Raw genomic sequence first — 18,880 nt, forward strand, 5'->3', positions numbered from 1 at the left:
AGCAGCTAGATTAGGCACCAATTGGATAAGGCAAGGGGCCTGAGACAAAACAATGAGTTTTGCCTCAGGCCCTACTTGGCGTACCCGTAAATGATAACCCGATCATAGACTAAGCAAAGCGATTCCCAGCTTGCTTATTAAATTAATTATTTAGCGCTCTTAGCTAATTCATCGATCTTATCGTAAAATGCGTCCGCATCAACGTCGGTCACAAAGGTCACTTCTCGCCCCTGCTCGGTTCGATACGTCCGTCCTTCTGCCGGCCCTTGTGTGATCACATCGCACTTGACTTGAGTCGTTGCAGCCAGTTCTGGATAGCGACTGAGTAACGTGGTCAAAACATCCCACAGATAATAAGCCGAATTGACTTCAAACGAATGTACCAGTGAATAGCCTTGACCGATTAGATCTACTGCCGGATACTTACGTTGTTTAGCCCACCGTAAACGTAATTCTTTAGTCAAGGGGACTTGATCCGTACTGTCTAACGCCACCATTTCGATTGCTAGCGGTGAATCCCAAACCGTTTTAACCGATTGAGCATCCCAAAAAGCATTCCACTCCATCGTCGCGTCGTGTTCGGGAACGAAAACATTACCGTGTTCGTTTAACGCCCCGCCCATCCAGTACAGCTTAGAGATCTTAGTAGCGATCGTTGGGTCGACCCTTAATGCCCGTGCCAAATCAGTCAGCGGACCGGTCATGACTAACGTTACTTGCCCGTCTGCGGCCTTGATCTTATCGATCATGTCTAAGTGCGCGGGTTTAGCGGCCAGCGGGATCTTTTGCCCTCCGGTTTCGTTGAGTAACGGAAAGTCATCAAAAGAAAAGGCACTTAAACGCCATGCATCGGGAAATTGGTGTGCTGCCCGCGAATCTGATTTTGCGATATCTTGGGGTGCTCGGTTCGCATGACCAAAACGAGCGACGATCTTACGGGAAGCAGACGTAGCTGGTCCTACGTACCCGTCCCCATTCGTGACCCCAACACCTAATAAATTCACGTCTGGCATCTGTAATAACAATAGTAGTGAAACTAAATCATCGACGTTGCCATCGTGATTAAAGTAAAAGTTGCGCACTTAAATCCCTCCAACTAAATTATTAACTGTCTAAAATAGCAGCTGCATTAATTTTAACTGAAGAACGGTTTGATTACTAGATTGTAATTTTATTCAAAATAACGGGCCGACTTAATCGTTACCGGTATTTTTTTGACAAATTTTCCCCGCACTAATAACCGTTTTTTGCCCTGCGGGGTAAACGAACAGGTGATCAAAGTCACCACTTTCTTATGCGCGATATCGTTAACGACTTGTACGTCAGTCGGCTCGATCACTTTGAGTTGGTTGATGCGGTACTGATAGACCTTTTTACCATCCGTTAAATACACCTTTTGTCCTTTTTTAGCGCGTTGCAGCGGGGCAAACAGTAATTTAGGATTAGTCATATAATGACCCGCCAATGCATAGTTTTTCTTGCCCATCTGTTGGTTGGGTTTCAGCGTCCCCGCTCCCCGCGCTAAACTTGCGTTAGAGACTCCTTGATAAATCGGTAACGCTAATCCTAGGGCCGGCACGGCAATTTTACCACTGACCGGTCCGGCAGAACTCTGCAGTAGTGTTGCCGAAAGCGTTTTGGTGTCGACGTCTTGAACTTTACGGTAGTCGTAATTTGCCTTCTTATTTTTTTTAGTGACGATCGTCGTTTGCAGCCCCTGGTGTGAGATCCGCGAGATCAACAGGTCTTGTAGCGGGTGCTGAAATAATAATAACAGCCCACAAAATAACAAGACTACCGCACTGACGGTCAGCAATCTTTTTTTGAATTTAGCCACGCCCTTTTCCCCCAATTATTAGCACGTGTTATTTCTTGACTACATTATACTGCCGCTTGTAAGCACTCGGCGTTTGCCCGACCACTTTTCTAAAAGTCTGCGCTAGGTGACTAGCACTAGTAAAGTTTAAGTATACCGTGATTTCCTTTAAGCTATAGTTAGTTTTTTGCAGTAATTGTTGCGCCGCGGCAATTTTTTCGCGTAAAATGTACTGCTTGATAGTGATATTATAATGCTGTTTGAATCTTTTGCCTAAATAACGTTCCGAACATTCAAAATGCTCTGACAACTGTTGTAGTGTAATTTTGGCACAGATATGCCTATCGATATACAAACGACATTTTTCTTCCAATGACAGGGAGCTATATTTTAAATACCAGCTCATTTCCGTCAAATAATAATAAGCTAGCCAATCTAACGACTGTTGTAAGGGTAACGAATCTTGTTTTAGTTCGATTTTTCGTGTAACTTGAGCCCATATTAACACAGCTTCTTTGGCTGGAAAACCTGCTGCGCTAATTACCTGGGTCAACATCGCCGCTACGACTAACATCACGTCTTTGATGGCGCGTAAATCCTGCGGGTCAGCTGCTACTAGCGGTTTAAATTGCTTTTTAATGACCGTTATATTATGAACTTTAAACGACTGTAGCAAATGGTGAAACTTTTCAAACAACGTTTTAAAGTAATCAATGGTATCGACTTTTTGTAGTTGTTCTTGGTTAGGATCGTAAAAAAAAGACCTCACCGGTAAGGCGGGCGCCTTTTTTTTAGTAACTAACTGGTAGATTAACTTAGCCACGGACTGAACATGACTGACAAACTGCGTAAAATTTAAATCATACTCAAACTCATGCGTCGCAAATTGTACCTCGGCTAGTAACCATTTTTCTGGTGCAACCACTACCGCTAGACTATACCCCTGCGTACGGTGAATCAGATTATAAGAAGGAACTTCACATTGCGCTAACACTTTTTCCCATTCTATCTGTTGGTCATCCGTAAAAACGCGGCCAAGCACTTGTTGTTTGCCCGCACAATAATAAGTTAAATTCATCTTCAGCGACTGAGCCAAAAGCCGTAAGTTATTCATAATTTCTCCCTTGTGCGTTTAATTATGCCAATTAATAAATATACTCCCTTCACTTATTTTTGTATAGTAAATTTACTTACAGCACAGTTGCTATTTATTCACACCAAAAAGAGGAGTTGGGACAAAAAGCGGTTAGCAGTAGAGCACTAGCCTAGTTTTAAAGTAAAACTCGCACTTGGGTTTTATTTTGAAACGTAGCTAGGCGCAAACTGCTGCTTTTAGGAGCACGATCAGTCTATTACTTACGGAAAACAAAAAGAGGCTGGGACAAAACCTAGTTTTGTCCCAGTCCCCCTATTAGTTGTTTAGAAGTTAGCTTACTACCAACCCATCTGTGCTGCATTTTGCGGCACGGACAATTTGTCAGCTTGAAGCTCACTAAAGGTCTGTTCCATCAACGTAAATGCGCGCTGTAATTGTTCTTCGGTGATCACCAACGGTGGCTGGAAACGCAAGATATTTTCCTTCAGGCTGATGATCAAAACTCCCAGTTCAAATAGCCGGTAAATAATCTTAGTTGTCGCAATTTGGTCCGGCTTTTTCGTAACGGGGTCAACAATATCGATCCCGCCGTCTAGGCCGTACATCCGAAAGTCGCCAATAAAATCATACTTAGCCTGTTGTTTAGCAAAGAATTCTGCCGCCATTTTGCCTAATTTTTGCGAACGTTCCAGCAGATGTTCGTCTTCGATCACGTCTAAGGTGGCTAAGCCTGCAGCCGTCGTCACCGGATTACCGGCCGTCGTATAAACGTTAGCGGGTGAACCCAAACTATCCATGATCTCGGCGCGTCCGATCACGGCACTTAACGGCAGTCCCGAAGCAAGTGACTTACCGACACTCATCAAGTCCGGTTCTAAGCCGAAGTTTTGGATCGACCACCATTTTCCGGTCCGTCCCATTCCCTGATTGATTTCATCGACGGCAAATAAAATACCGTGTTCGTGCGCAAAAGCAACGACTTTTTCCATGTATTTTTGCGGCGCTTTAGTGATCCCACCATCTCCTTGGATCGGTTCGATCAAGATCACGGCGGTTTCTTCGGCCGGTAGGTAAGTTTCAAACGGCAATTTGAAGGCGGCAAACATCCGGTCTACGTACTCGTCTTCACTTTCACCGGGCAAACGACTCCACGCATCGGGATACGGCACCTTTACTATTCCCGGTAACATCGGCCCCATTTTACGTGCCATGTTTAAGCTACAACTAGACACGCTCATCGAACCGTAAGTCGAACCGTGATATGCACCCGTGTAACTAACGACGTATTGCCTGCCGGTATATCCCCGGGCAAACTTAATGATCGCGTCGTTAGCATCCGAGCCGGAATTGCCCCAGCTTAATTTAACCGGGCCACTGATCGGTGCTAAAGCACACAGCCGCGTAGCCAATTTAGCGGCCGGGACGTTGGCAAAATACGCCGGCGTGTATTGGATCAACTTGCTAGCCTGTTTGCTGATGGCTTCCACTATGTGCGGATGAGCGTGCCCCGTGTTAGTCGAAGAAGCGCTAGCCAACAAGTCAATGTATTCTTTGCCGTCGGCGTCTTTTAATAACGCACCCTTCCCGGATTCGATGGCAATGTCAAAATAACGGATTCGTTGCGGCGACAGTGCTTTGCTTTCTTGCGCCAATAAATTTTGATTTTCACCCATAAAACACTACTCCTTTTTTTGTTCACCCTTTTTGGTCAAGTATGAATGTTTGATCCCGTAACATAAGTAGATTACGATGCCGACCACAAACCAAACTAACGAATAGATCTTAGCTTGCTTATCCAAACCTAAAAAGACCAACAAAGCCCCCAGAAAAGCTAAGGCCGGCATTACTGGGTACCACGGCATTTTAAACCCTGGTTCCGGCAGATCCTTACCTTCGCGCGGCCGCAATCTGTAAATTCCTAGCGAAACAAACATAAAGGCGATCAAAGTCCCGGCAGATACCAGCTGCGATAACGTTGCAAACGGTAAAACGGCACCAATCAAAACGGCAATGATCGTTAAAAACAACAAGGCATGATTAGGCAGGTTATTTTTATTCAACTGGCCCAACCATTTCGGCAATAAGCCGTCACGACCAAACGAATACAGTAACCGTGAGCCAGCCATCGTCATTCCAATCAACGCGGTAAACATTCCGACCACAGCGACCGTTTGTACGACCGTCGCGATGATTGGGTGGCCGATTTTACGCAAAGCCCAACCTACAGGTTCAGCATTACCCGCGTAATTAGTGTACTTAAACATTCCGACTAACACTAACGAAACGGCAACGAATAAGACGACGGCGATGATCAGTGAGCCTAAGATCCCCCGTGGCATCGTTTTAGACGGATTTTTAGCTTCTGCCGCGTTAGACGCGATCGAATCAAAGCCAATGTAAGCTAAGAAGATCGATGATACTCCGGCATAGATCCCTTGCCAGCCCCCAAACGAGGTCCCGTCTGGGTTAATGCGGTGTTTAGGAATAAAAGGAACGTAATTTTTGGTATGAATTGCTGTGGCACCGACGAAAATAAAGACTAAAACTGCTAAAACTTTTAACACCACGATCGTATCTTCCACTCGTGCGGTCTCAGAAGCCCCACGAGATAATAACAACGCAACAATGACGATCGCAACGACTGCGATCAAATCGAACCAACCACCGTTAGTTCCTAACGTGTTGGCCAGTTGATTGGGTAAATGCCAGCCTAACGGTGAGATCAAACCACGAAAATTAGCGGAGAGCCCCGAACCTACAAAGGCTAAAGCAATAAAGTACTCGGCTAGCAACGCCCAACCCGCGACCCAGCCAAAGCCTTCGCCAAACACCACGTTGATCCACGAATACGCAGACCCCGCAAACGGCATTGCCGAAGCCATCTCGGCGTAAGCAAACGCCACTAAAGCGGCCACCACCGCAGCGGCTAAAAATGATAACGCAACGGCCGGCCCGGCATACTGTGCTGCAACTACTCCGGGTAAAGTAAAGATCGCCGTCGAAACGATCGTCCCGACACCTAATGCCAAAAAATCTTTAGTTGTTAATACCTGCACCAGATGTTGGTCCTTACTCTTATAAACTTCTGGATCCTCTTTGCGTGTGATACTTTGCCATACTCCCATATGCTTCCCTCCAATTATTAATTAAAACGACTGTCTCACTGATTAAAAAAGCGCCCTATGAAATTAATCATAGGGCGTCTCCACGGTACCACCTATTTTTTGTCAAAATCATTTGACCTTAGTTTGTTGGTCAAACCCGTCTGATAATGGCAGACAACCAATAAGAACTACTCGTAACACTTTCGCTCTCACTGCTTCAAGGCTACTATGGGATGCCACTACCAGTTCCTTTCAGCAAGTGGAACCTCTCTAACGGTTAGTCGACACCTTTTTTCCTCTGCAACACATTTTCATTCTAATTTAATTAGATATTAATTTACCGCGAATTATACTAAAAGTCAAGTTTGAACTCTCAAGTTAGTAAATTTCACCAGTGACAACACTCGCCTGCCACCGCACTTAAAGTTTGACTGTCCTAAAAACATTAATCTATTTTATTATTTTATTTTAATTTAAGCGCTTTTATTAAAACTGTCGTGCTTTTTACCAGTAAAAAATTCTTACATCACTCAGTTTTTTTTGGTAGGATAACCACATTGCGCAAAAAAGAAAGGATGTTTTGAGTGGAAGAAAAAACAGCAGCACAAAAACCCCAAGTGGAAGTCAAACGCCCTTGGTTAGCGATGGCCAGCATGATGATCGGCGCATTCGTCGGCATGCTTTCAGAAACCTCGTTAAATATTGCCTTACCCCAATTTATGCACGCATTTCACCTGCAAGCAGGGACCGTGCAGTGGTTAGTGACCGGATATATGTTAGTGATCGGCATTATTTTACCTTTTTCTAGTTTATTGACTAAGTGGTTTACTACCCGGCAGATCATCTTCTTTGGTCTGATCGATTTTATCGTCGGCGCAGTGATCTCTGCGTTGGCACCGAGTTTTGCTATTTTACTGGTCGGCCGCTTGATCCAAGGCATCGCCACCGGTCTGATCTTACCGTTAATGTTTACCGTCGCGATGACCGTCTTTCCCCCGTATAAAATGGGGACCGCGATGGGCGTGTGCGCGTTAGTGATCATGCTAGCGCCTGCGATCGGCCCGACTATCACCGGGATCGTGTTAGGTAAATTAACCTGGGAATGGATCTTTTGGTTATTCGTTCCGTTTCTAGTAATTGCTTTGATTTTAGGAATCCTAGGATTAGAAAACGTCGGCCAAGTAACTAAGCCGCACGTCGACGTCCTTTCATTATTAGAATCCGCAGTCGCTTTTTCCTGCTTGGTTTCAGGTGCTAGTTTTGCCTCCAACCGTGGCTGGGGTTCACCGTTAGTTTTAGGGTTATTAGCCCTAGGAGTAGTCGTTTTATTACTTTACATTTACCGGCAGTTGCACTTAGAAGAACCGATCTTAAACCTCAAAGTCTTCGCTAAGGGTGCGTTTAGTAAAGGAACCGCCTGCGTCATGATCGATTTTGGGATCATCTTATCTGCAATGTATTTATTGCCCCAATTTTTGCAAAAAGGCATGTTAGTTTCTGTCGCTTTGACAGGGATCATCATGTTACCAGGTGGAGTAGTTAACGCCATCGTTTCGGCTATTGCAGGTCGGTTGTACGACATTGTCGGCGCTAAAAAACCGGCAGCTTTAGGCTTTTTATGTGCCGTCATCGGGATCGTATTATTGTTGCTGGCCAAACCGCATTCTGCGATCGCTTTTGTGATCATCGCTCATATGGTGTTAATGGTCGGCTGCCCGTTAGCGATGTCTCCTTCCCAGACCCACGCTTTGAATTCACTGGTCGGTTTGGAATCAGCCGATGGTAGTACGATCTTAAACACCTTGCAACAAGTTTTAGGTGCGATCGCCACCGCCCTTGCTACCAGCTTTTTAGCCCTAGGACAAAGGACCTATACTGGTAGTAACCATGCCGCCGCCTTTACCCACGGCATTCACTATGGCTTAGTCTTTACTTTAGTTTTAGCCATTATCGGTTTGGTAATTGCTTTAACTTTTAAAGACGAAAAAAAAGCTAAATAATCATTATTAAATGAAAAGAGCATACCAGGACAGCGCAACCCCAGGTATGCTCTTTTCGTTTGCCTTGATTTACATTTAAACTCAAGGTCACTACAATAAAAATAAAGGAAGTGAGCTAATGGACCAAAAAAATACCAAACTGCCACGCCCGGTCCCGGGTTATTGCCCCCAGTGCGGCCGCCCCATGAAGATCAGTTACGGCTGGAACTCGTGCCGGTATTGTCATAAGCTATTTCGCTCTAATTTTAAGGAAACTCCACCCAAATAATTAGTTATCCACCGGCTCGTAGCCCGCAACGTACGGGCCCGCGTTATTATTATACTTAAACTGGTTGAACTGATTATCGTCTGCTTGTTTCCACGTCAAAAAATCGCGTTTGCTGTACCATAGATTAAGCAGCAGGTACTGAAAGTTTTTCTTGGGGTCTGTCAGCAAAATGCTCGACTGTAAGCCATGCGGAAGTCCCTCTTTTTGTTGCCAGTCAGCCAGCAAGGCTAGTAAGATCTCCTGTTGTTTTTCGTCGACGGTAAAGTAGCGCAGTTCACAGTAATTATTCCAATCGGGGGTGCCGAGCACCATTTTTTCTTCGTAGTTTAAGCCCGCATTAAAAACCGATTTTTGCCCCGAAAAATCCAACAATAAAAAGCTCTGGTCGTCACCTAGTGCTTGGTATAAGTGTAACTGACGTTGCGGATAATGCGCCTTTTTTTGTTGTAATAATTGTTTAGGACCTAGAGTTAAACTGATCATCGTTTTTACCTCCTCAGCTGTAATTGCCTTAGTCTATACTTAATTAACCCCGGTGGCACCAGTAAAACGAATACTGTTTTTCATTTTACTCTTCCTATCCGTTTTATCATAGTAAATTCCAGACTACAAAGAAAATTTCTCGTTATCTGCAAATTTATCCTTGACTTATCAGCTCACGTGGCTATAATTAAATTCAATTCGATATATTATTAAAAGTTTTGAACAGGAGAGTAGTGTTATTTTTAACAGAGAGTGCAGTCAGCTGAGAGTGCACACCTAACACGAAACACACCTGCGAACTGTTTTTCTGAAAATGATCACGTAAGAAATCCCGGTTGCCCCGTTAGCGCAGCAGTTTAACTTAACTGTGTAAGGTCGTTTATGTGAATAAACGATAAAGATGAGGTGGAACCGCGCTCAGTCGCCCTCTTAGACATTAGTCTAGGAGGGCTTTTTGTTGCCGGAAACTACTTGTCCCCAAACAGCTAGGTTAAACTGCACGAGGTCATTTGTGTGAACAGGTGATAAATTGAGGTGGAACCACGGTCAGTCGTCCTCTTAGGCTATTAGTCTAAGGGGATTTTTTAGTCTTGTCACACAGCTAGTTCAATTCGAAGGAGGAAAACAACATGAATTATATTTTAGCAATTGCACCATCGTTATTAGCAGGAGCGCTAGTTTCACTTAAATTGTTTTTTTGGACGTTAGTTGCTTCCATTCCGCTGGGGGTCATCGTCAGTTTAGGACTGATCTCCCGTTTTAAACCGTTACAAGCATTATTAAAATTTTATATCTGGATCATGCGGGGCACCCCGCTGTTGTTACAATTGATATTTGTCTTTTACGGCTTGCCGATCATTGGCATCATTTTCCAGCGTTACGACGCGGCGGTCTTTGCCTTTATTTTAAATTACACCGCTTATTTTGCCGAAATTTTTCGGGGCGGCTTTCAAGCAATCCCAGTGGGCCAATACGAAAGTGCCCGCGTGTTACGGTTAACTAGGCTACAGACGCTGCTTCACATCGTTGTTCCTCAGGTAGTTAAAATCGTGATCCCGTCAATCGGTAACGAAGTGATCAACTTGGTCAAAGACACGTCGCTGGTATACGTGCTCGGATTAGGAGACCTGTTGCGGGCAGGAAACGTAGCGACGGCTAGAGACGTAACCTTGATCCCACTATTCTTGGTAGGAGTAATATACTTAATGATGACGGGTGTAGCATCGTATTTACTAAGGAGAATAGAAAAACACTATAGTAAATGGAGATAAGAAAGCGTAGTGAGACGTTTAGGAGTCGAGCACTAGCCTAGACAGCTACAAGTTGCCGGGGCATGGCAAGCTGTAGTTGGCGTAGCTAAGCACAGACTCCTGTCTCACGAAGCTCGACTAAGAAAAAAGCGTAGTGAGATTTTTAGGAGTCGAGCACGGACTCTTATATCAAGAAAGATCGACTGGCAGCAAAGTACAGCCGACCGGAAACGAGGAGGAATCCACATGTTAGAACTTAAAAATATTACCAAAGCATTTGGCAAAAAAACGATCTTAAAACAACTCAACTTAACGATTAATGACAACCAAATTCTCGCCATCGTAGGACCATCTGGCGCCGGCAAGACCACTCTTCTTCGCTGTTTGAGCGGATTAGAAAAGCCAGATGAAGGTGAATTTTTATGGGACGGACGCCAGTTTGATCCCGCAGACCCTAACGATAGCAGCCAGATCATCGGCGTTGTCTTTCAGGACTACCAGCTCTTTCCTAATTTAACAGTCTTAGACAATATTACCTTAGCACCCAAATTAGTTCTCAAACAAAGTAAACAAGAAGCCGCCAAACGGGCACAGGAGCTGCTGGAGCGCTTAGATCTAGCCGGTAAAGAACAACTCTACCCCTTCCAGTTATCGGGAGGCCAACAGCAACGTGTCGCTATCGTGCGGGCACTAGCGATGGGGCCGCAGATCTTATGTTACGACGAACCGACCTCTGCGCTTGACCCAGCATTACGAGTTAAGGTGGGCGAAATCATTTTAAAACTAAAGGAAGAAAAGATGACCCAAATCATCGTTACCCATGACATGGATTTTGCCAAACAAACCGCAGATCAAGTCTTTACCGTCACCGCTTTAGATGCAGGAGGCGAATAGGTGTGAAAAAGAAAATCGTACTCTTATTACTAACGATGTTTTCTTTGACCTTCGTGCTCAGCGGCTGTGGGATCTCAGCCGGCAAGCGCGCCAATACCACGGACAACTGGGACCGGCTGCAAAAACGCGGTTACGTCACTATCGGCGTCGACGATACTTTCGTTCCGATGGGATTTCGCCAAAAAAACGGCCAGCTTGTGGGTTATGACGTCGATTTAGCTAAAGCCGTTTTTAAACTTTACGGCATGAAAGTCAGTTTCCAAACCATTGACTGGGCGATGAACACGACCGAATTAAAAAACGGGACTATCGACTTGATCTGGAACGGTTTTACCAAAACTCCCGAACGAACGGCCAAGGTCGGCTTTAGTACCACCTACCTCAATAGCAGACAGGTTTTAGTTTCGTTAAGAAAAAACAATATTCGTTCTTACGCAGATATGCAAGGTAAAGCGTTAGGAGTACAAACGGGATCGTCCGGGTATAACGATATCATGAGTCGGCCTAAACTGCTTAAAGACCGCATCAAAGATCATTATCCAATCCTTTACGAATCGTTTACCAATGCCTTTATCGATCTTAACGCGGGTCGTATTCAGGGACTTTTGATCGATAATACCTACGCCGATTATTACATCGCACACCAAAAACACCCGGAAAATTACTACATTCAACGCGGCTCGTTTCCTAAAGAAGACTTCGGTGCCGGGATGCGTAAAAGTGATGTCACTTTGAAACGAAAAGTCGACGCGGGCTTAAAACAACTCGCTAAAAACGGTACGTTGGCTAAAATCAACCACAAGTGGTTTGGCAACCAAGCAGAAACCCCGCTGCTACCAGCTAAATAAAATTGAGTTAGGACAAAAAGCGGTTAGCAACTTGGAGCACGCTATCATTGCAAGTACACGAATAGGCTTAGGACAAGCACAATTTTGCCCTAAGCCTATTCGTTTGGATAAACTACGACTGATCGTCAGTTTCTTCGTTGTAGTATTCTTCAGCCAGCATCCCGTCAAAATAGCCGTCATAATATCCACCACCGTCGTGTGGCGGGCCACCCGTACCTTTTTCGTGAAAAATAAAGTAGATAAACCATAGCATAAAAATGACGAATAAAACCGCGACGATTGGTGTTAAAAATCCACCCCAATCACTTTTATGCGGCACCTTCTTGCCCGTTTTACTATACTTTACCGTTCTTTTGGTCAATTTTTTGGCTAAGCGCAATACCGTAGCGGGATTTCCCCTACGCAACCCATGTTTCATTCCCCATAAGGTCAAAAACCACGTTCGATCAGTATAATACGGATTCATGTAATAACTAGGATTAAAACTGACCTGTCCCGTCTGACGCACATAAATTAAAACGTTACGGGTCCACCAGTATTTACTATAGTCCGCAGCGGTATCCCCCATGTCTTCTCGGCTCACTCGCCGGTAACTTGCCGAATGATGGTACATTTTATCCAGCGCTTCTTGTGCAAGGGACTGTTCACCAAAACTATTTCTCTTATGGCTATCTGCTAAGTCGCCATCATTAATGGCACCGTTACTTGGCAGTCGGTCTACCACGATCACCTGTAATTTTTGTGGTTGCTTTTGTCTAGCCAATTGTGCGTTTAGTTGAGCTAATTGGCGGCGCTGCCGTGCGTTGAAAAAATTGCTTTGTTGGTACAGATCACCCGCTAAACTAGACGGCAAAAGCGCTGCGTTGACCGCTACAAATGTTGCCAATGACAGCAGCAAACTAAGCAGTAGTAGACCAACTTTTCTTTTCACTTAAATCATCTCTTTGTAAGCTCAAAATCCAGCAATGCTATCAGTCCTCATTCACTAAACGCCGCTACTCTATTATTCTTCTAGTCGCTTTTGTTGCAAATGATCGGCTCGCTGGCAGTAAAACAGTAACTCTTGGTAGCAAGCTTTTAAACTCGGCGGCTGCTGACCAGGACGAGGATTAGTGGTCCCTAACGGAGCGATGCGGATCGTGATAATCGTTTCGGGTGCAAAAGTCTCCATTTCAGAATGATGATTCATTATGTACTGGTCAATTTGCCTGTGATCACAGTAGTAATCCAAGCTAGCGGCCTGGCTGTTGAGTTGCAAAATAATAGTTAATTTAAAATAATTCTTAGTTTTACCGTTTGTCATTGATAACATTCCTTTCACCTAATGGTATTAGGCTTAGCAGCACTGCCTGCCCTAAACACCCTTTAATTCTATTATAATATAATTAAATCTAATACGTGAATCTTTTTCACAACTTTCTTTGAATAATAATCAATTATCCACATAAAATGTCATTAAAACCACAATTTTTAGGTTCTTTGTCAACTAGTGTTGATGGAGAATTTTCCAACCACTTAGATCAAAATTGGTCTAGGTGGTTTGTTGTTTTTAAGTCGTTTTTTGTTTTTAATTAATTTCACTTTTAATTTTTAGTAATTTAGGCGTGTTTTCCCGCTTTTAACGTACACTAAATAAGCCTCCTACTTGATCAAATTTTTTGAATTAATTCAGTATTGAAAGCTTACTGGTACATTCTAAAATGACCCGTAACTTGAAATTAAACCAGTTTCTAAAACCAAAACTCGTCCGTTTAATCCCTTTGATCTTACGGTTCATGCCCTCTAAGGGGCCGTTATTATAGCGATACCGACAACTATTTACCACTGCCACCAGATTCTTCTTGAGCGATTTTATTGGCTGGTCAAATTCATTATCTAGCTTATGGTAATTACTCAATGTGGTAATTATTGTTGCACTATCGTGTTCTTTGAGCGCCGTTAAAATTTTTTGGTAGACTTCATAAGCTGCCTTGAACCCGGAATCTAGCTCTAACCCTTGATAGACCAAACGAACGTCAGTATCAGTGCACTTGATTCCTGGATGATAACGCAGTTTAACGGCCTCAAGGTCGTTAAAATTTTTTAAAAATAAACGCCAATAACGCTTCAACAGCTTATATTCAAACGAACTTTTGGGATACTTTTTCATTACGCGAGTGCGCATTGAATTCAGCGCACGGTTTAACATCTGTACAATATGAAAACGATCAACGATCACTGCTGCTTGCGGAAAAAGTTCAGGAATAAATTTAAGATAAGCCGCGTTTAAATCGACGACTACTGTCTTTACTTTATGGCGCTCTGTCAGGGAAAATTCCTGAAAATAAGCTTTAATCTCGCGGGTCGTGCGCCCGGGTAAAATATCCAATAATTCATGAGTATCGGCGTCCATTACAATAAAACTATAGCCGTGACCCATGACTTTGATTTCATCGAATAACAGGTGAGCTGGTAGAGTTGTTGGTTTAGCGACTAGTAACTGCTGATTATCTTGGTTGATAAATCTTTGGACGGTACTGGCACTGATCCTAAAACGCTGGGCAATTTCACGTAAAGCCACGTTTTTGGTTGCCTCTAGGGTGATCATTTGATGGACCGTTCTAGAAATTTGACAGTGTGACGCCACTAACGAAGTTTGTGCCATCATTGTAGTTTGACAGTGGCGACACAAAAAGCGTTGCTTTTTAAGTGCTAAATAAAGTGGGTGGTGAGAATCAGCACACAGCTGAACTAAGGTAGATTTTAATCCATGTTTGACCACTTTTCCTGTGAAACCGCAGTTTAAACAGCGGTTAAGTGAATAAGTCAGATTAGCGTGAAATACAAGAGCTGGTTTCTTTTTGATAATTTCCTGACTGAGGGGATATTTTTCATCAAAATTGATGTTTTTAACTGTAATTCCGAGCCAAAGTTTGATAAGATAATTTGTGGAAAGCATTGCCTTCATTCCTTTCAATTGGTTTTGGTCGACTTAATTGTAACACGGAAAAGCGCAATGCTTTTTCTTATACCTAAATTTAAATTGGTATACAAAAAAACAAGCATTGATTTTTCGTCATCAACACTTGTTAGTATAGAACCAATTTTTATGGAAACAAAAATCCCACTGAGATAACTCAGTGAGATTTAATCTTGGGGCCAAATGGGGGCCAAAAACAGCTGTAACCCTTGTCCCATAAGGACCTACTATGGAGATGGCGGGGATCGAACCCGCGTCCAAGCATATCGCCATCCCAGCGTCTACGTTCATAGCTATTCTATTTTAATCTCATCTCTAGCAACGCCAAATAGCTAGGCGGACACTACAGACCAGTCTGATGATCTCTTTTATTACTTACAGACGGAAAGCAATAACGTAGCTCATTAATTATAAGACTCGCTAACGAAACATGAGCAATTCCGGGCGAATCTACACTAAAACTGACTAGGCAGCTAAAGCGTAAGAATTGTTATTATTTTTTGCAGTTATAATTTAACTGAGCGTTTTTAGGTAGTCGCAACCTACCAAACGCAGCTGAGACTCGACCTATACCTGTCGAATCCAAAACATCCCCATTAACATTTTAATTTTAACCGAAATCATGCTAAATGTAAATTAAATTGCACTAAGCTACCAATTGTCTGGGCTCCACAAAAAGCCATCCAACTGTCCCGCTAATTGCTGGTGCCGCTGTTCTTGTTTGATTGCCAACTGCGCTAACGCGGCAAAAAAAGCCCGTTGTTCGTATTTTGGTGCATTTTGTTGCTGTTTGACACACTCTTGAATCAACCACTCGGTTTCTTCTTGCATCAACTACACTTCCTTTTCTAACAGCCTGACCTCCGCTTGCAACTGTGCTAATTCTTCTTTACGTTGTGCCAAAGTGGTCGCTAGTAGCTTCACTCCCGGAAAATGAGCAGCCTCTAGTTGCTCTAACTGCATCAAAAACCACTGCTGTTCGTCTTGAAAAGAATAGTCACGCGGTAATTCCAGGTACTGCCGGTACTTGATCAGTAGCTCTTGCTTTTGTGCTTCCGTCAAATAACCAAACTGATAAATCACCAAAGGAGGCATAGTTTTCATTTTTAGCGCTAACGCTAACGCCGTAAAGGGGCGCAGTAATTCGGTCACAGCAAAATGCTGCTTACCCCCCGTAGTAAATTCTTTTTGCGCGGCGCCCATCGAAACTACCAATCCTAGCTCCTTGCCAGCAAACTGGGATTGGTACGGCTCCACCACACAATCGTCTAGCCACTGGTATAAAACTGGTGGCGCACTGTACCAATAAAGAGGAAATTGCAAAATGATCCGCTGATAGTGTTGCAAATTCCGTAATTCAGTTGCCGGTAAAAAGTGCTCATCAGTTAAGGTTAAGACGTGGCGCTTAACGTGTGCCATCCCCGTGCCAGTCTGCTTTAAAAATTGTTGCACGCCAGACTGATTTTCAGTGGGATGGGCTACAATAATCAACGTTTCTTTCATTGTCTACTCCTGTATTTGATCCATTGCTTCGTTTAACAAGCGATCGACCACTAAATTTCCCTGGTCCTTATCATGTCCTTTAGTCCAGTTAAAACGTAGCCGCGAAAAATAGCCCAGTAGCCGTGACATTTCCTGCCACAATTCCTGATTAGCGACCGGCTGTTGACTCGCCGTTTTCCACCCCCGTTTTTCCCAGGACCGCAACCACCCTTTGGTAATACTATTTAAAACGTAGCGCGAATCTAGGGTCGCTATGATCTCTTGGTCACACCAACCCTGCCGCCCGCAAAATTTCAGGGCTTTTAATAACGCCATGATCTCCATGCGATTATTAGTACTGCCGTACTCCGTGCCCGTTGCGGTATATTTTTTCCCGGCTTTGACCGCCAGAAAAGCCCACGCAGCCAGGTCATCGGCTTTGACGTGCTGCCCTTTTTGGTTGCCGTGGTTGCGCGAGCCACCGTCCGTCCAGATCCTAATGACGTTAGGATCGTGCTTGAGCGTTAATGCTTGTGGCTGTGGTGCTAGCCATTCTTGGGCCGCAGCCCGGGTCGTAAAACTCTTAAAAACCGCACCGGGATATCCCTTGACTTGTTGTTGACATTGCTCCCAAGTAGAATAGATCCCCGGCTTTTTCCCGACTGCGACCGCGTAAAATTTTTTACTGCTCACTACTTTACTCCTTTAACGATGCGTTTTATTATAAGCTATTTACTTTTAACGGCAAAGAAAAACGTCTCGCTTCATTTTAGCGAAACGCTTTAACCGTCAAGTATTAGCCGATATGATTTTCCCGCAAGATTTTATCCACGACTTCTTGCATCTCAGGCGTTTTTTGCCATTCCTCAAAATGATCCATGTTCTCGGTAGGCATCGTGAAGTTCTCGTTAATGTATTTTTCGTACTTGATCACGTTGGTAGAACGCGGAATATTGAGCTGTAAGATGCGTACGTTTTTGATCATCCCCCGTGTTAATGCCAACTCAGCGCGTCCGTTTTGCACCATATTAGCTATTTCAAAATAACTGCTACCGTCGTTTCTAGTGATTTCTTCGATCAACGTCAACGTCTCGTGACTTTTCATTGCTTGACTTCCTTTTTATTTGTCTTCCTGACCGCGCTTACCGGTGCCACAAAAAACCACCGATAGTATTTCATTATCGGTGGTGGCATAAGAGAGAAAGAGAATTGATTAGAAGGTAAACAACTAATACCTTACGTCTCTTACTATATACTTTTATGAAAGCGCAGTCAAATTTTTTTCGTGATTCTTTTGTTTTAATCGACCCCGACTTCTTTTTGTACTACCGCAACGATCTCCATGACATAGTCATGCACAGATTCCTGTGTCGCCGCTTCCGCCATCACGCGTAATAAATTTTCGGTTCCGCTAGGACGAACTAATACCCGTCCTTCGCCACCCATTTTGGCTTCTACGTTAGCAATTGCTTGTTTGATCTGCGGATTTTGTAAGGCACTTTTTTTATCCTTGACCCGCACGTTAACTAACTCTTGGGGATAAGTTTGTACCTCAGCTGCCAGTTCAGATAATTTCTTTCCCGTTTGCTTCATTACGTTTAGCAACTGTAACGCCGTCAACATGCCGTCACCCGTGGTATTAAAGTCCAAAAAGACCACGTGCCCCGACTGTTCGCCGCCCAAATTATAACCATTTTTCAGCATTTCTTCTACCACGTAACGGTCGCCCACTTGAGTTTTAACGGAAACCAAGTCGTTTTTAGCCATCGCCTTATACAAACCGAGGTTGCTCATCACCGTAGTCACGATCGTGTCTTTTTTCAAACGACCGTGTTGACTGAGGTACTTGCCGCAAATGTACATAATCTTATCGCCATCGATCACGGCGCCGGTTTCATCGACCGCGATACACCGGTCGCCGTCACCATCAAACGCAACGCCCACCGCAGCCTTTTGTTCTACCACAAATTTACTTAACGCTTCTGGATGAGTGGAACCAACACCGTCGTTAATATTTAAACCGTCTGGATTGGTAGCAATGGTTTCAAAATCGGCTCCCAAATCAGCAAACAAATTAGAAACATAACCGCTGGTAGCCCCGTTAGCGCCGTCGATTGCAACGTGCATCCCGGAAAGGTCATCTGGGATCGTCTGTTCCAAAAACTGAATGTACTTCAAGGCCCCTTCATGATATTCACTAACAGTTCCTAATCCCTCAGCAGAGGGCCGCGGGAGGTCATCGTGGTCTTGTTCCAACAATTCTTCGATTTCTTCTTCTTTTTGGTCAGACAACTTATAACCATCACTGCCAAAGAATTTGATCCCGTTGTCCGCTACCGGATTATGCGAAGCAGAGATCATTACCCCGGCATCAGCATCTTGTAACCTTACTAAATAAGCAACACCGGGCGTCGTGATCACACCCAAGGAGAAAACTTCGATACCGACCGATAACAAGCCAGCGATCAGCGCTTCCTCTAGCATTTGTCCCGAAATACGGGTATCGCGTGCGACTAAAACCCGAGGAGTTTGTCCCTTAGCGTGTTGCGTTAACACGTAACCGCCGCAGCGTCCTAACTTAAAAGCTAACTCCGGGCTGAGCGATTCATTGGCAATTCCTCTAACACCATCTGTACCAAAATATTTCATTTTTTTCTCCTTAATAGTTAATTAACAACGT

The 18,880-nt window shown here is 44.0% G+C and carries 18 protein-coding genes, 1 other RNA gene and 1 other annotated feature; of the genes, 4 read left to right on the forward strand and 15 right to left on the reverse strand.

What is annotated here, in order from left to right; genetic code table 11:
* Positions 1-146: 146 nt before the first annotated feature.
* From ACSYSK_RS06320 to ACSYSK_RS06340, 5 genes are all read right to left on the reverse strand, one after another.
* Positions 147-1,082 (reverse strand): nucleoside hydrolase, encoded by a 936-nt coding sequence (locus tag ACSYSK_RS06320; protein ID WP_491714302.1) that lies wholly within the window; start codon positions 1,080-1,082, stop codon positions 147-149.
* A gap of 89 nt (positions 1,083-1,171) precedes the next feature.
* The gene (locus tag ACSYSK_RS06325; protein WP_491714303.1) at positions 1,172-1,837 is read right to left on the reverse strand and encodes a class A sortase; all 666 of its coding nucleotides are present in this window, start codon (positions 1,835-1,837) and stop codon (positions 1,172-1,174) included.
* 28 nt (positions 1,838-1,865) lie between these two features.
* Entirely contained in the window at positions 1,866-2,930 is a 1,065-nt protein-coding gene (locus ACSYSK_RS06330) for a helix-turn-helix domain-containing protein (protein ID WP_491714304.1), read from the reverse strand.
* Between the two features lie 320 nt (positions 2,931-3,250).
* Entirely contained in the window at positions 3,251-4,585 is a 1,335-nt protein-coding gene (locus tag ACSYSK_RS06335) for an aspartate aminotransferase family protein (protein WP_491714305.1), read from the reverse strand.
* A gap of 6 nt (positions 4,586-4,591) precedes the next feature.
* Positions 4,592-6,037 carry an APC family permease gene (locus tag ACSYSK_RS06340; RefSeq protein ID WP_491714306.1) on the reverse strand — a complete coding sequence of 482 codons (1,446 nt, stop codon included), beginning with the start codon at positions 6,035-6,037 and terminating at the stop codon, positions 4,592-4,594.
* A 623-nt stretch (positions 6,038-6,660) separates the two neighbouring features.
* Here ACSYSK_RS06340 and ACSYSK_RS06345 point away from each other — a divergent pair.
* Positions 6,661-8,016: a DHA2 family efflux MFS transporter permease subunit gene (locus ACSYSK_RS06345; protein ID WP_491715875.1), complete on the forward strand. Its 1,356-nt coding sequence runs from the start codon at positions 6,661-6,663 to the stop codon at positions 8,014-8,016.
* A gap of 268 nt (positions 8,017-8,284) precedes the next feature.
* Here the strand turns inward: ACSYSK_RS06345 and ACSYSK_RS06350 are convergent, their stop codons facing one another.
* Positions 8,285-8,767 (reverse strand): hypothetical protein, encoded by a 483-nt coding sequence (locus tag ACSYSK_RS06350; RefSeq protein ID WP_491714307.1) that lies wholly within the window; start codon positions 8,765-8,767, stop codon positions 8,285-8,287.
* 209 nt (positions 8,768-8,976) lie between these two features.
* Positions 8,977-9,199: a binding site (T-box leader), on the forward strand.
* 197 nt (positions 9,200-9,396) lie between these two features.
* Here ACSYSK_RS06350 and ACSYSK_RS06355 point away from each other — a divergent pair.
* The 3 genes from ACSYSK_RS06355 to ACSYSK_RS06365 all read left to right on the forward strand — a co-directional run bounded on the left by ACSYSK_RS06355 (position 9,397) and on the right by ACSYSK_RS06365 (position 11,759).
* Positions 9,397-10,038: an amino acid ABC transporter permease gene (locus ACSYSK_RS06355; protein WP_491714308.1), complete on the forward strand. Its 642-nt coding sequence runs from the start codon at positions 9,397-9,399 to the stop codon at positions 10,036-10,038.
* Positions 10,039-10,263: 225 nt separating this feature from the next.
* Positions 10,264-10,911, forward strand: a complete 648-nt coding sequence (locus tag ACSYSK_RS06360) for an amino acid ABC transporter ATP-binding protein (protein WP_491714309.1) — start codon at positions 10,264-10,266, stop codon at positions 10,909-10,911.
* A gap of 35 nt (positions 10,912-10,946) precedes the next feature.
* Positions 10,947-11,759 (forward strand): amino acid ABC transporter substrate-binding protein, encoded by an 813-nt coding sequence (locus ACSYSK_RS06365; protein WP_491715876.1) that lies wholly within the window; start codon positions 10,947-10,949, stop codon positions 11,757-11,759.
* Between the two features lie 112 nt (positions 11,760-11,871).
* Here ACSYSK_RS06365 and ACSYSK_RS06370 read toward each other — a convergent pair whose 3' ends face one another.
* The 9 genes from ACSYSK_RS06370 to glmM all read right to left on the reverse strand — a co-directional run bounded on the left by ACSYSK_RS06370 (position 11,872) and on the right by glmM (position 18,849).
* Positions 11,872-12,690, reverse strand: coding sequence for a hypothetical protein (locus ACSYSK_RS06370; RefSeq protein ID WP_491714310.1), 819 nt, complete (start codon positions 12,688-12,690; stop codon positions 11,872-11,874).
* 72 nt (positions 12,691-12,762) lie between these two features.
* Positions 12,763-13,062, reverse strand: a complete 300-nt coding sequence (locus ACSYSK_RS06375) for a hypothetical protein (RefSeq protein WP_491714311.1) — start codon at positions 13,060-13,062, stop codon at positions 12,763-12,765.
* 360 nt (positions 13,063-13,422) lie between these two features.
* Positions 13,423-14,697, reverse strand: a complete 1,275-nt coding sequence (locus ACSYSK_RS06380) for an ISL3 family transposase (protein WP_491714312.1) — start codon at positions 14,695-14,697, stop codon at positions 13,423-13,425.
* 248 nt (positions 14,698-14,945) lie between these two features.
* Positions 14,946-15,313, reverse strand: a transfer-messenger RNA (tmRNA) gene (gene ssrA, locus ACSYSK_RS06385).
* Positions 15,314-15,369: 56 nt separating this feature from the next.
* Positions 15,370-15,549: a hypothetical protein gene (locus ACSYSK_RS06390; protein WP_491714313.1), complete on the reverse strand. Its 180-nt coding sequence runs from the start codon at positions 15,547-15,549 to the stop codon at positions 15,370-15,372.
* Positions 15,550-15,552: 3 nt separating this feature from the next.
* On the reverse strand, positions 15,553-16,221 hold the full coding sequence (locus ACSYSK_RS06395) for an NAD(P)H-dependent oxidoreductase (protein ID WP_491714314.1): 669 nt from the start codon (positions 16,219-16,221) through the stop codon (positions 15,553-15,555).
* Positions 16,222-16,224: 3 nt separating this feature from the next.
* The gene (locus tag ACSYSK_RS06400) at positions 16,225-16,893 is read right to left on the reverse strand and encodes a ribonuclease H family protein (protein ID WP_491714315.1); all 669 of its coding nucleotides are present in this window, start codon (positions 16,891-16,893) and stop codon (positions 16,225-16,227) included.
* Positions 16,894-16,996: 103 nt separating this feature from the next.
* Positions 16,997-17,305, reverse strand: coding sequence for a hypothetical protein (locus ACSYSK_RS06405; RefSeq protein WP_491714316.1), 309 nt, complete (start codon positions 17,303-17,305; stop codon positions 16,997-16,999).
* Between the two features lie 194 nt (positions 17,306-17,499).
* On the reverse strand, positions 17,500-18,849 hold the full coding sequence (glmM, locus tag ACSYSK_RS06410; RefSeq protein WP_491714317.1) for a phosphoglucosamine mutase: 1,350 nt from the start codon (positions 18,847-18,849) through the stop codon (positions 17,500-17,502).
* Positions 18,850-18,880: the final 31 nt, after the last annotated feature.

Source organism: Ligilactobacillus sp. ESL1201, assembly GCF_058503265.1.